Below are 13,182 nucleotides of genomic sequence, written 5' to 3'. Positions count from 1 at the left end.
CGGTCACCACGCTTAGAAGGGTGGGGGTTCGTCGTCGGGTGGGTGGCTCGGTGTGGTGAGTTGTGTTGGGGGTGGGCTGGTTGGTGTGGTTGGTGTGCTTGGCGTGTTGCGTGGTTTCGGCGTCGTTCGGCGGCGATGTAGTCCGATGTAGTCGTAGCGGCGTCGGGTGCGGGTGCGGCGGCGTCGGGGCATCATGGCGGTGCGGTCGGTGCAGGGGTGGGGCGGGTCTGGTGTGGTGATTTCACCGGTGGGGGCGCATAGGGCTGGGAATAGTAGGGCGGCGCCGGGGGCGGTGATGTGGGTGCGCCCGGCCGGGGAGGTCCAGATGATGGTGCCGTCGGGTAGTTGTCGGTCGTGCCATCCCCAGAAGGTTTTGATCAGGTGGTGCAGTCGGCATAGGCATTTGATGTTCGCCGCGCAGGTGGGGCCGCCGTGGGCGTAGGGGATGGTGTGGTCGAGGTCGGTGTCGATGGCGGGGCGGTCGCAGCCGGGGAATCGGCAGGTCAGGTCGCGGCAGCGGACGAAGTCGGCCAGCGCGGGTGTGGGGGTGTAGTGGGGTTCGGCTGGTGCGTTGCCGGGGTGGACCAGTGGTCGCAGGGTGGCCTGTGCGGCCAGTTGGGCGATCAGTTCGGCGGGGATGAGTACGTCGGTGCCGATCAGTGCGCCGGGTGCGGGGGCGCTGCCATCGAGGGTGGATTGGGTGGCCACGACGTGGATGAGTACCGGGCTGGGTGCTGTGGTGGTGGCGGCGGGGCAGGTGGGTTGTCCGCAGCGACACAGCAGCCGGTCGGCGTCGGTGGCCAGTGCGGCCATCGCGTCGGCGCGGCGCTGGGCCAGCGTGCGCGGATCGGCCGGACACACCGACTGGGCTAGGGCGGTTAGGCGGGCGTCGACGAGGTGGGTGTTAGGGCTTTGTAGGCGGCCGAAGATCTCGCTGAGCCCGTTGCCGCTGTCGTGGAAGGACACCTCGCGGTCGGCCTGCTGTTGTCGGGTGCGCCGGAGCGCGTCACGGTCAGTGGTCGCGACGACGCGATCGACCGCCGCACCCAGTTGGGCGCGGGTCATCGAGGGCCAGTGACGCACCTTGGCCGCCAGGTGGGCGTCGACGGTGGCCATGGCCTCGGGGTCGGTGATCAAGTCGGTGCGGTACACGATCGTCTGAAACGTCGCCTAACTGATGTCGCCGGCCAGCAACAGCGCACCGATGCGTGGCAGCCGCATGCGCAGCGCGCGGGCATAGTTCAGATAACTCGACGCCAACCCCTGGCTGATATCCAGGGCGGCGGCGATCTCGGCGGAGATGGCCGCCCAGGTATCGGCCACCCAGGACTCTCGTTCCCCCCACTGGCGCAGCCGCAGCACGTCGAGCTCACCGATCGCCGTCAACCGCGCCCCGGCCGCCCGGTTCTCCGCCAGCGCCGCCGCCCACATCCGCTCCACCACCGCCGCATCGGCATCCCCCGTCGAACACGTGTTCGATTATAGCGGTGTCCACTAACGTCAGCGTTTTGGCAGGTCGCACCCTGTGGATAACTGCGGTGAGGCCCGACGCGGCTCAGCCGTCGATATGTGGGTCCAGGCCGCCGGGGCCGATGACGCCGCAGGTCCGTTCGGGCACGAAAAAGGAACTGGCGCCGTTGGCCACCAGATTCTTCGTGACCACGCAGCGTTGCCAGGTGCCGTCGGGCTGGATGGGTCCGTCGCACTTGCTGATGATAGGTTCGCCGGCTGGTGCAGCGGCGATCACGCCGCCGCCCATCAGCAGCGCGGTCAATCCTGCTACGATGCGGTGCTTCATGGTTCGACGCTACCGCTGTGGCCGGGCTTTTACCCCAAGGCCGCCGCCGCGGCTTCTTCCGCCGGAGACACAAGGCGGCGGGCCCAGTCCGCAAGCCCCTCGGCGTTGAGTTGCGGTTGGATTCCGGCGGTTCCGGCCAGGCCGGGCGGAGCTGGCGGCGGTGGCAAACGCGGGTGACGGGATGTAGGAGACGGTGCCCGCCGCGTTGGTGAGGGTCGCGCCGGAAAGGCCGGCAAATCCGATGGCGGTGTCGTTGGTGGTAATGATGCTGGTTCCCGAACCGAGCGTGACGGAGCCCGAGTTGAGGAAGCCGATAGCCCCGATCGCAAATTTGGGGGGTAAGGGTGAGGCCTTCGGAGCCGACGGTGACGACGCCACTCACGTTGGTGCCGGTGGCTACGTCCACCCACTGTGGGAGGACTCCGGCGGTAAAGATACTGCCCGGGTTGAGGGTGATGGTCGATCCGCTCTGGGCAGTGACTTCGAAGAAGCCCGCGACGCCGGTGGGTGCCATGGTGACCGACCCCGCGTCGACGATCATGTGCGTGTTGGTCCCGACGGAGATGATGCTCAGCGGCGGCATGTTGGCCGATGTCCCGGGCGGGATGGACGGGTCGAGCTCGGCCGGCGGGGTGAAGTCGATGCCACCGGGCCCGGTGGTGTTGGTCGACACCTGCTGCACCAGGGACTGGGTGCGGGCTCCGGTGAGGTTGCCCGCGCTCTGAGCCATCGCGCGGGCCTGGTCGACCTGCCCGGTCGAGTTGGTGGTCTGCGGTGGCTCGTCGAACGACTTCAGGGTGCTCACGGTCGTGGCGTCGGCGGCGTAGGTGTACATGGCGGTGGCGTCCTGCACCCACATCTCGCCGTACTGCGCCTCGGTGGCAGCGATCGCGGGTGTGTTCTGCCCGAAAAAGTTGGTCGCCACCAACGCCATCAACTGCGCCCGGTTGGCCGCGATCACCGGTGGGGACACCGTCATCGCGAACGCCGTCTCGTAAGTCGCTGCCGCCGCATAGGCCTGGGCCGACGTCTGGGCGGCCTGCGCGGCTGCCGCCTGCGGCCAGGCCACGTACGGCGTGGCGGCGGCGGCCATCCGCATCGACGACGGGCCGAACCATGTTTGCCCGGTTAATCCCGCGACTTCCGAAAAGTAGCCTCCCGCAGCCGATTCCAGCTGAGCGGCTAACTCATCCCAGGCCGCCGCGGCGGCCAGCATCGGGCCCGACCCGGGCCCGGTATACATGCGTGCGGAGTTGATTTCCGACATCAGCAACCCAAAGTCCATGGCGTCGTTGCCTTTCGAGTGGACCAGTAAAACGGCACAACAGTTTGGTTGAACCCCCGCCCGAAGAGGTTGACCCCGTGTAGGGAGTTCTAACACGGCAGCACCGGAACTTGGGCGTTTTTGGACAGGTATTTGAGTCCGTGTCGACCCGACGATCAGATCAACGACGCGTCGACGGCCAGGCCGATGGCGCGCACGGTGCTGGCGAGGTGGGCCTGGACGGCCTGCTGCGACCGCGACATATCGCCGTCACGCAGTGCTTCGGCGATCGCGAGGTGCTCCCGCAGAATCGTCGCGACCCGATCTTGTTGGCGCAGTGCGGATTCGCCGGTCATCCGCATCTGACGATCGCGCAGCGAGGAGTAAAAGCCGGACAGAATCGTGTTGCCGGACTCGTCCAGGGTGATCGCGTGGAAGGCGCGGTCGGACTCGAGGAATTCGCGCCACTGGCCGGCCGCCGCGGTGTCGCGCTGCCGCTGCAGCTCGGCCGACAGTCGTTCGAACACCGCGGCGCAGACGGCGGGTCCCCGCCCGATCACCTTGCGGGCGGCGTAGGCCTCCAGCACCAGCCGGGCCTCGATGACCGAGCGCACCTCGTCGGATGAGACCGGGATGACGAGGGCCCCACGTTGCGGGTACAACTGCAGCAGGCCCTCGGCCTCCATCCGCAAAAAAGCCTCGCGCACCGGGGTCCGCGACATGCCCAGCGCGGAGGCGATGTCGCCCTCGCTGATCAGCTCCCCGCCGGGAAACGCACCGGTAAGCACCTGCGTCTTGACGTACTCCAGCGCGCGATCCTTGGCGGTCGGTGCCACGGCGCCCCCTTGTAGCTCAGTCGTATCTCAGGTGTCAATACCGTACCCGGCGCGACGATTGACACTGAGATACAAGATAGATACGATTCAAACACAAGCCTAGTACGAAGGAGATGCGCGATGTCCGTGAATCTGGACCCGACGATCCCGGCGCCGATGACCAACGTGGCCGAGTAGGGCTTCGAGGGCCGTTTCGTCGACTGGGCCGACGACGCCCGCTACTTCGAGTACTCCAAGGCCGCCAACCCGATCGGCTCCGGATTTGCGCCGCAGGTGCCGATTACCCAGTTCGGGCCCGAGGTCTACCTGGATCAGCCCACCGGTGTGGTGCCGCTGGATCTATCGTCGGAGCTGGGCATCGCTGGTGCGGCGACCAGTCCCGCGCTGCTGGCCAACTTCGTGCGCATCCGCGCCGGCGAGCAGGTCGACACACCAGCCCCAACGCCACCTCGCAGCTGTACTACGTGCTGTTCGGGCACGGCTTCGCCGCGGCCACGGCCTGCTGGGAAGGGTGACTTCCTGACGCTGCCCGCCGGTTCGCGCTCGGTGTTCTACGCCGACTCCGAGGTGGCCATGTACTGGGTGCACGACGAGCCGCTGCTGCGCTACCTGGGCGCCGAGGCGCGCGAGCCCAGGTTCGCCGCGACCAAGTTCTGCCGCACCGACGCGGTGGCCAAGCTGGACGAGATCGCCAATCGACCCGGCGCCAACGACAAGAGCCGGGTGAGTGTGCTGCTGGCCAACCAGAACCAGGAGCAGACGCTGACCATCACCCACGTGCTGTGGGCGATGTTCGGTGTGCTGCCCCCCAATCAGGAGCAGCGCCCGCATCGGCACCAGTCGGTCGCGTTGGACCTCAATTCTCGACGCACCGCCCGCCGGCTGTTATTCGTTGCTGGGAACGCGGCTCGACGAGCGCGGCGACATCGTCGATCCGATCCGGGTGGACTGGCAGGCCGGCGGCGCGTTCACCACTCCGCCGGGCATGTGGCACGCCCACTTCAACGAGACCGATCAGCCCGCCCACCGGATCCCCGTCCAGGACGCCGGACTGCAGACCCATCTGCGCAGTCTCGACATCAAATTCACCCAGCGCCGCGACCTCGTCGCAGGGTAAGCGGGGCAGCCCCGCCACGTAATGTGACGTGGCATGAAGGTGCCACTGCTGGGTCCGGTGTCGCTCACCGGATTTCAGCACGGATGGTTCTTCCTGGTGCTGCTGGCAGTGCTGCTGGTGATCGGGCTCTACGTCCAGCAGTTCGCCCGGCGGCGCCGCGTGCTGCGGTTCGCCAACATGGAAGTGCTGGAGCGGGTGGCGCCCGCCCGGCTGTCCCGCTGGCGCCATATCCCGACGATTCTGCTGGCCGTGTCGCTGGTGCTGCTGACCACGGCGATGGCCGGCCCGACGACCGATGTGCGGATTCCGCTCAACCGCGCGGTGGTGATGTTGGTCATCGACGTCTCCGAGTCGATGGCCGCCACCGATGTGGCTCCCAACCGGCTGGCGGCCGCGCAGGAGGCCGGTAAGCAGTTCGCCGACGAGTTGACGCCGGCGATCAACCTGGGGCTGGTGGCGTTCGCGGCTAACGCCACCCTGCTGGTTTCGCCGACGACCAACCGCGGCGCCGTCAAGGCCGCGATCGACGGCCTGCAGCCGGCGCCGAAAACCGCTACGGGCGAAGGCCTTTTCACCGCGATGCAGGCCATCGCGACGGTGGGTGCGGTGATGGGTGGCGGCGAGGGTCCGCCCCCGGCACGCATCGTGTTGGAGTCCGACGGCGCCGAGAACGTCCCGCTGGACCCCAATGCTCCGCAGGGCGCGTTCACCGCGGCGCGCGCGGCCAAGGCCGAGGGCGTTCAGATCTCCACGATCTCCTTCGGGACTCCCGACGGCACCGTCGTCTACCAGGGCGCGACGATCCCGGTTCCCGTCGACGACCAGACCCTGCAGGAGATCACCAAGATCACCGACGGCCAGGCGTTCCATGCCGACAGCCTGGAGTCGCTGAAGCAGGTCTATTCGACGCTGCAGCGCCAGATCGGTTACGAGACCGTCAAGGGCGACGCGAGCCTGGCCTGGTTGCTGCTCGGCACTGTCGCGATGGCCGGTGCGGTGTTGGCCGGGCTGTTCCTGAACCGCAGGCTGCCCGCTTGACGGCTCCTAGGTAGGCAGCCGACGGTTGATCAGCAGCGCCAACAGCGTGGCGATCAACGCGGTGAGCACGCCGAGCCGCAGCCAGCCGGATCCGCCCGGCCCGGGCACGGTGCGATACCCGATCTCCTGCTGGATGGCTTCGTAGTCCTTGGTGAGCTCGTCGAGGTTGGAGGCCGTGTAGGTTTGCCCACCGGCCAGTTGGGCGACCTTCTTCATCTGGTCCGTCGACACCGGGACGTTGACCTGCGCCCCGTCCAGCGTGATGCTGCCGCTTTTGGTGCCGAACGAGATCGTCGAGATCGGCACGCCCTGGTCCTTGGCCAGCCGCGACGCGGTGTAGACGCCGTCGCGCGGATCGCTAGGGTCGGTCGGCCTGTTCTCGCCGCCGTCGGACAGCAGCACGATCCTTGCCGGCGGCGGCGTGTCCCCGCCGGTGGTGTTGCTCGCGTCGATCGCGTGCAGCGCGGTGTAGATGGCTTGACCGGTCGCGGTGCCGTCGCCGAATTGCAGCTTGGGCAGGGCATCGATGGTGGCCTGGTGCTGCGGGGTCGGCGGCACCAGCAGATAGGGAGTTCCGGCGAACCCGACGAGGCCGAGGTTGATGCCCGGCGTCAGCTGGGCGGCGAACTTGCTGGCGGCCTGCTCGGCGGCCCGCAGCCGGTCGGGCTCGACGTCGGTCGCCCGCATCGACTGCGACATGTCGATCACTAGCATGACGACGGCGCGGTTGCGTGGAATACGCATGTCGTGGGTCGGGGTGCCCAGCGCGATGGTCAGCAGCACCAGGCTGAGCAACGATACGACTACCGGCAGATGCCGCCAGATCGATTGCGGCACCTCGGCATCGGTGTAGCGGCGCAGCCGGCGCCGGCGCCGGCCCTCGACGACGACGTACACCGCGAGTAAACCCAGCGGGATCAGCCCCAACAACAGCAAGGCCGGACGCTGAAATCCGTAGAACGGCAGCGGTCCGATCACGGGAAGCGACACCCGCCAGTAAAGAGGAGACCCGAGGACCCGTCAAACGAAAGGCTGAAGCGCCCTACTCACGCCGCAGCCGGGAATCGACGAACTTCTCCAGCTCCTCCCATTCGCGCACCGCCGCCGAATACGGCGACGCCGGCTTGCTCACCGATCCGGGCTCCAGCACATAGGCCACCAGCTTGCCCAGCGGCGTGGTCGGTTCCAGGGCTTTGTCGACGGTGCACTCCTCGGAGTAGTCACCGATATCGCGGAGCAGTTCGACGGCGAGGTCGAGTTGTTCGCGGTCGACGGCGTCGGGCCCGTCGGCGAAGTCGTCGGCCAACCCGGACAGCACGTAGATGTTCTCGTCGGTGACCTCCACGGCCAGCGATCCGTCCGTCGCGGCGGTGCGGATGTCGTCGTAGGTGCTCAGATCGGACAGGTCGTGGTCGTGCTCGTCGGCCAGGTAGCGGGCCAGGCTGCGCTCGGAGGTGAACACGCTGATCCGTCCGTTGCGGCCCAGGAAGATCGGGCGGTCGTCCAGGTAGCAGCGCAGCGTGTAGAACGTGCCCGAACTCGTCAAGATGCGGACCGGGTCGATGCCCACCTGCATCCAGAAGTCCTCGTCGCTGCCCAGCACGACGGTGTCGCCGGGCGCGCGGACCTCGTCCTCCTCCTCGTCGTCGTCGGAGTCTTCGGCCTCGGTGTCATCGGACTCGTCCTCGTCGACCGCGTCGCTGTCGACCGCGTCGGCTTCTTCCTCGGATTCTTCTTCGTCGCGTTCCTCGGCCAGTTCTTCGGCGGCTTTTGCCGACGCCTTTTCGTCGACCTCGGGGGTGCTGATGATCTCCTCGATCGCGGACAGCACGTCATCCCAGCCGCGACCGATGATCTCGGCGATCGCATTCCAGCGCTTGGCGCCGGCCTTGCCGGTGAAGTGGTCGATACCGTCGGACACGGTGCCCAGGGTTGGGTTGCCGTTGAAGAACTTCGACACCGCCGCCAGCTCGCAGACCGACCCGACCGACGACACGATCGCCAGGGCGCCGGCCAGCGCGGTCACCGACTCCTCGGTCGGCTTCTCGGCCACCAATTCCTCGACGGCCACCAGGTCGAACTGCCTGGCCTCGGCGGGCTCGAAAGTGTGCGCGTGCGCCGCGGTCAGGTCTTTCCACGCCGGGTGATCGCTCAGGTCGTTCTCGGCGCCGGAACGCACGAACGCGACGAGGTCGGCAACGTCCTCGAAGACGTACAGGTCGTCCTCGTTGCCCAGGAACGCCTCCCACTCGTCGCCTGAGTCGCGCCAACGCGGTGCCCACACGGTGTAGCGGTCACCGTCGGACAGGCTCAGACGGATGGGTACGAGGTCAGCAGCCATGCGGCACAGAATAGCGACGGCTGGCCCGCCAGCCGGGTCCGGTGTCGGGCGGTGGGCCTATCCCGCCCAGATGCTGGTGATCGCGGGAGCGTTGGCCGCGTTGCCCGTCTTGGGTAGGCCGTACATCTGCTCGATGGTGGACAGCAGGTTGTAGTGGCTCATCTGCTCGGTGTAGCTGCCGGGCTGGACGTGCGCGCCATAGATGATCGTCGGGATCTGGTTGTTCTTGCCGCCGTCGTCCTCGTCCCAGGTCACGATCAGCAGGCTGTTGTTGGCGACCGCCCAGTTGGCGTACCCGGACAGCTGCCGATTCAGCCAGGCGTCGCCCTGGGCGATCGAGCCGTCGTGCATGTTGTTGTCGTTGTTGGGAATGACGAACGACACCGTCGGCAGGCTGGCGTAGTTCCCTTGCGGGAACGCGGAGAACGGCACCGAACTCGTCGACGGCAGGTTGGTGAAATTGGCCCACGGCACATGCTTGCGCGCGTACTTGCCCGCGCTGCACACCGGCGACCCGACGGCGGGCAGGTCCTCGGCATAGCCGATGAAGGTGTAACCGGCGGCGAGCAGTTCCGAACCCAGGTTGGGTGCGTTGCCGGCGTTGATCGGGCACGAATCCCTGGTCAGGCCAAAGGTATTGCCGGCGAACATCGCCAAGTAGTTCGGTTCGCTGGGATGTGTTTCGGCGAACGATCGCACCATGTTGGCGCCATGGGAGGCAAGGGCGTTGATGAACGGGTTCTGCGGGCTGCCGATGATATGACCTTCAGAACGGTTCTCTTCCACCACAATTACGATGTGCGCGGGCCGGGGCAGCGCGGCCGCGGCGGTCACGCGGGGGGCCAACGGGGCGGCGGCCAACCACGTCAACGCGGCCGCCGCGACCACGATGAGCAGACGTCGAATCTCGCGAAACACCCGAGGAGCATACGAGCCGACCCGCGTGTCGCACAGCAGGCGCGCATGGGCGTCAGCCGCACTTTAGCCAACCGAGGTCGGATCGTTATATACCCTCGGACGCATGCAAGTGCGTGTGATCGACCACCCGTTGGCCGCCACCCGGCTGACGGTGCTGCGCGACGAACGCACCGATGCCGCCGGCTTCCGGGCCGCGCTGCGGGAGCTGACGCTGATGCTGGTCTACGAGGCCACCCGGGACGCGGCCACCACGCCGGTCCGGATCCGCACACCGCTGGCCGACACGCTCGGAAAGCGATTGACCAAGCCGCCACTGCTGGTTCCGGTGTTGCGGGCCGGGCTCGGAATGGTCAACGAGGCGCATGCCGCGATTCCCGAGGCCGAGGTCGGCTTCGTCGGGGTGGCCCGCGACGAACAGACCCATCTGCCCTTCCCGTACATGGAGTCGCTGCCGGCCAAGCTCAAACACCGACCGGTGATGGTGCTCGATCCGATGCTGGCCACCGGCGGTTCGATGAGCTACACCATCGAACTGCTGCAGCGCCGTGGCGCGACGGATATCACCGTGCTGTGCGTGGTGGCCGCACCGGAAGGCCTTGCGGCCGTTGAGGAAATCGCGCCGGACGCCCGAGTGTTCACCGCGGCCGTCGACAAGGGCCTCAACAAGTCGGCGTTTATCGTGCCGGGTCTCGGCGATGCCGGCGACCGCCAGTTCGGGCCGCGTGTCTTCACCAGTGCGCCACCGAAGCAACCAGCTGCGCGCGCAGCGCGGCTGCGTAAGTCCGAGAAGAAGTCAGGTCGTCGGCAGCGGCGCAGCCAATCTCCATGTAGCACTTGAGCTTCGGCTCGGTCCCGGACGGCCGCACCACCACCCTGATCGAGGTGTCGTCGTCGCCCGCGGTGAAGATCAGCGCGTCGCCGATATCGGTGAATCTCACGGCGAACCCGGCCAGTCGGTCCGGCGGGGCGGTGCGCAGCCGGGCCATGAGTTCGGCGGCTTCGCCCGCGTCGGCGACCCGGCGCGACACCGCCGCGCCTTCGTGCACGCCGTATCGCCGGGCGAGTTCGTCGAGCACGTCCGGAATCGAACGGCCCTGCTGCTTGACCGCGGCCACCATGTCGCAGACCAGGACCGCGGCGCTGATGCCGTCCTTGTCGCGCACCGCGGACGGGTCGACGCAGTGCCCGATCGCTTCTTCGTAGGCGTAGACCAGGGTGCCGCCGGGCACCTTCGCATCGGCACGCGCCAGCCATTTGAATCCGGTGCGCGTCTCGACGTGGATCGCGCCGTAGTGCGCGGCGATCTGCGCGAGCATCCGGGAGGACACGATGGTGCTGGCCACCACCGCGCGGTCCGGTCGTCGTTCGTGGGACAGAATGTAATCGCCCAGCAGCCAACCGGTTTCGTCGCCGGACAGCATGCGCCACCCGGTAGCCGTCGGGATGCCCACCGCGCAGCGGTCCGCGTCGGGATCCAGGGCGATCGCGACGTCGGCCTCGATCTCGGCGGCCAGGGTGAGCAACGCGTCGGTGGCGCCGGGTTCCTCGGGGTTCGGGAACGCGACGGTGGGGAAGTCGGGATCGGGCGCGTACTGGGCGCCGACGGTGTGCACCTGGCCGAAGCCGGCGCGGTGCAGCGTCTGGACGGCCACCGCGCCGCCGACGCCGTGCAGCGGGGTCAGCGCCACTCGCACCGAGCCGGTGCCACGCCGCACCGCGGCAGCGCGTTCGACGTAGCGCGCGACCAGGTCGGAGTCCGCCCCCGCGACGGGCACGCGGTTGATCTGGTCGGCGGGAGGGGCTGTGGCCATTGCGGTTTCGATCTCGGTGTCGGCCGGGGAGATGATCTGGATGCCGCCGTCGAAGTACACCTTGTAGCCGTTGTCGGCCGGCGGATTGTGCGAGGCGGTGATCTGGATTCCGGCGACGGCACCGGTGTGCCGCACCGCGTAGGCGACCACCGGTGTCGGTACCGGCCCCGGCAGCAGCAGCACCGAGAAGCCCTCGGCGGCAAGCACTTCCGCGGTCACCGTGGCGAAGACCGCCGAACTGTGCCGGGTGTCGCGCCCGACGATCACCCGCGCGCCGGCCCGCCCGTGATCCGTAAGCACCTGTGCCACGGCCCAAGTCGCACGCGACACCACCGCGACGTTCATGGCGTCCGGGCCGCCGCGCACCGGGCCGCGCAACCCCGCGGTGCCGAACGCCAGGGGGCGGGAGAACCGGGCGCGAAGCTCCTCCGGAGAGCATGCGGCAAGCTCGGCGGCGGTCGTCGGATCGGGGTCGTGTGCGATCCAGTCCTCCGGCGTCACAACTAAACCCGGGTGATGATCGAGGCGAGCAGTGCGCCGATCCGGGCCGCCGACGCGGCCCCGGCGGCCATCACGTCGGCATGGCTCAGCGGAGCGCCACTGATACCGGCCGCCAGGTTGGTCACCAGCGAAATGCCCAGCACCTCGGCGCCGGCCGCGCGGGCCGCGATCGTCTCGTGCACGGTCGACATGCCGACCAGGTCGGCGCCCAGCGTCCGCAGCATCCGGATTTCGGCCGGCGTCTCGTAGTGCGGGCCGGGGAGGCCCGCGTAGACGCCTTCGGTCAGGTCCGGATCGGCCGCGCGGGCCAGAACGCGCAGCCGCACGGCGTAGGCATCGGTAAGGTCGACGAACTCGGCGCCGACCAACGGCGAGCGCGCGGTCAGGTTCAGGTGATCGCTGATCAGCACCGGCTGGCCCACCTGCATGTCGGTGCGCAATCCGCCGGCCGCGTTGGTCAGCACCACGACACCGGCCCCGGCCGCGCAGGCCGCCCGCACCGGGTGCACGACGTGGCTCAGGTCATGGCCCTCGTAGGCGTGCACCCGCCCGGCCAGCACCAGCACCCGGTGTGCACCGATGCGCACCGACAACAGCTCACCGGGATGGCCGGCCGCGCGCGGCGGTGCGAAGCCGGGAATCTCGGCCTGGGGCAGCACGACGTCGGGGGAGCCCAGCTCCGCGATCGCCGGTGACCATCCCGAGCCGAGCACGATGGCGATGTCGTGGGCCTCGACGCCGGTTTGCTCGCGGATGGAATTTGCCGCGCGTTGTGCGAGTTGAGAATTCTCGGATGCAACGTCGGCCACACTTCGCGAGCTTAGCTTCGCTATATATGTCAGGATTCCCCGCATGAGTTTTGGTAGGTGGCCGGTTACTGGCCTGGTCATTGCAATCGCCGTTTCGTTGGGCATCGTCACCGCTCCGGCGCCGACGGCACGCGCCGACTGCCCGGACGTCCAGCTGATTTTCGCCCGAGGCACCAACGAGCCGCCCGGCCTGGGCGCCGTCGGCGATGCGCTGTTCGCCGCGCTGCAGCCCGCCCTGGGCGGGCGCAACCTCGACAACTACGCGGTGAACTACCCGGCCAGCTACAACTTCCTGCAGACCGGTGACGGCGCCAACGATGCCCGCGATCACATCGCGGCGATGGTCGACCAGTGCCCGGCCACCCACCTGGTCCTGGGGGGCTTCTCGCAGGGCGCGGCCGCGGTATCGATGCTGGCCGGGGTGCCCCCGCTGGGCAACACCATCGGTCAATTCGGTTCGGCTCCGGCGCTGGACCCAGGCCTGGCCAGCAAGATCAGGGCGGTCGCCGTGTTCGGCAACCCCGGCAACCGGTTCAACACCCCGCTGTCGACGGCCGGGCAGTTCGCCGGCCGTGCCATCGACGAGTGCAGCGCCGGCGATCCGGTCTGCGTCGTCGGCGGTCGCGACCGGGACGCGCACCACGACTATTCGGTCCCGCCCTACCCCGGCCAGGCGGCCAGCTTCATCGCCGGACGCGTGTAGCCGCCGTCGGTTCGGTCGGCCGCGGCCGCGGTGGGTGAGATACTGC

Annotated in this window: 11 protein-coding genes and 3 pseudogenes; 5 read left to right on the top strand and 9 right to left on the bottom strand. The window is 68.3% G+C overall.

Annotation, left to right across the window (positions count from 1 at the left end):
• Positions 1-12 precede the first annotated feature (12 nt).
• Positions 13-1,431 (bottom strand): annotated as a pseudogene (locus tag T428_RS29485) (HNH endonuclease signature motif containing protein).
• A gap of 124 nt (positions 1,432-1,555) precedes the next feature.
• Positions 1,556-1,798 (bottom strand): CDGP domain-containing protein, encoded by a 243-nt coding sequence (locus T428_RS0119140; RefSeq protein WP_025737755.1) that lies wholly within the window; start codon positions 1,796-1,798, stop codon positions 1,556-1,558.
• Positions 1,799-2,274: 476 nt separating this feature from the next.
• Between T428_RS0119140 and T428_RS29475 the strand changes: the two genes are divergently transcribed.
• Complete coding sequence (locus T428_RS29475; protein ID WP_156942995.1) at positions 2,275-2,523, top strand: hypothetical protein; 249 nt, start codon at positions 2,275-2,277, stop codon at positions 2,521-2,523.
• Positions 2,524-2,564: 41 nt separating this feature from the next.
• Here the strand turns inward: T428_RS29475 and T428_RS32230 are convergent.
• Both T428_RS32230 and T428_RS0119125 read right to left on the bottom strand, forming a co-directional pair.
• A pseudogene (locus tag T428_RS32230) lies at positions 2,565-3,083 on the bottom strand (PPE family protein); the annotation flags it as partial.
• A gap of 155 nt (positions 3,084-3,238) precedes the next feature.
• Complete coding sequence (locus T428_RS0119125; protein WP_025737753.1) at positions 3,239-3,898, bottom strand: GntR family transcriptional regulator; 660 nt, start codon at positions 3,896-3,898, stop codon at positions 3,239-3,241.
• A gap of 120 nt (positions 3,899-4,018) precedes the next feature.
• Here T428_RS0119125 and T428_RS35840 point away from each other — a divergent pair.
• Together T428_RS35840 and T428_RS0119110 are read left to right on the top strand one after the other, a co-directional pair.
• Positions 4,019-5,015 (top strand): annotated as a pseudogene (locus T428_RS35840) (cupin).
• A 33-nt stretch (positions 5,016-5,048) separates the two neighbouring features.
• A complete protein-coding gene (locus tag T428_RS0119110) occupies positions 5,049-6,053 on the top strand; it encodes a VWA domain-containing protein (protein WP_025737750.1) in 1,005 nt (334 codons plus the stop codon).
• Positions 6,054-6,059: 6 nt separating this feature from the next.
• On the opposite strand, the gene T428_RS0119105 is transcribed toward T428_RS0119110, so the two are convergent.
• The 3 genes from T428_RS0119105 to T428_RS0119095 are packed head-to-tail and all read right to left on the bottom strand — an operon-like array spanning position 6,060 to position 9,282.
• On the bottom strand, positions 6,060-7,043 hold the full coding sequence (locus tag T428_RS0119105) for a VWA domain-containing protein (protein WP_025737749.1): 984 nt from the start codon (positions 7,041-7,043) through the stop codon (positions 6,060-6,062).
• A 52-nt stretch (positions 7,044-7,095) separates the two neighbouring features.
• On the bottom strand, positions 7,096-8,394 hold the full coding sequence (satS, locus tag T428_RS0119100) for a protein export chaperone SatS (RefSeq protein WP_025737748.1): 1,299 nt from the start codon (positions 8,392-8,394) through the stop codon (positions 7,096-7,098).
• Positions 8,395-8,451: 57 nt separating this feature from the next.
• Positions 8,452-9,282: an alkaline phosphatase family protein gene (locus T428_RS0119095; protein WP_036468459.1), complete on the bottom strand. Its 831-nt coding sequence runs from the start codon at positions 9,280-9,282 to the stop codon at positions 8,452-8,454.
• Between the two features lie 133 nt (positions 9,283-9,415).
• On the opposite strand from T428_RS0119095, the gene upp reads away from it, so the two are divergent.
• A complete protein-coding gene (upp, locus tag T428_RS0119090) occupies positions 9,416-10,150 on the top strand; it encodes a uracil phosphoribosyltransferase (protein WP_025737746.1) in 735 nt (244 codons plus the stop codon).
• Here the strand turns inward: upp and T428_RS0119085 are convergent.
• Both T428_RS0119085 and T428_RS0119080 read right to left on the bottom strand, forming a co-directional pair.
• Entirely contained in the window at positions 10,041-11,624 is a 1,584-nt protein-coding gene (locus T428_RS0119085) for a phospho-sugar mutase (RefSeq protein ID WP_025737745.1), read from the bottom strand. The genes upp and T428_RS0119085 overlap by 110 nt on opposite strands.
• 2 nt (positions 11,625-11,626) lie before the next feature.
• On the bottom strand, positions 11,627-12,433 hold the full coding sequence (locus T428_RS0119080; protein ID WP_025737744.1) for a purine-nucleoside phosphorylase: 807 nt from the start codon (positions 12,431-12,433) through the stop codon (positions 11,627-11,629).
• A 43-nt stretch (positions 12,434-12,476) separates the two neighbouring features.
• Here T428_RS0119080 and T428_RS0119075 point away from each other — a divergent pair, with 43 nt between their 5' ends.
• Positions 12,477-13,136 (top strand): cutinase family protein, encoded by a 660-nt coding sequence (locus T428_RS0119075; protein ID WP_036468429.1) that lies wholly within the window; start codon positions 12,477-12,479, stop codon positions 13,134-13,136.
• Positions 13,137-13,182 lie beyond the last annotated feature (46 nt).

Source organism: Mycobacterium genavense ATCC 51234 (assembly GCF_000526915.1).
GTDB classification, from domain to species: domain Bacteria; phylum Actinomycetota; class Actinomycetes; order Mycobacteriales; family Mycobacteriaceae; genus Mycobacterium; species Mycobacterium genavense.
The sequence above is the reverse complement of the archived record's forward strand: the minus strand, read 5'-3'. Positions and strand labels throughout refer to the sequence as shown.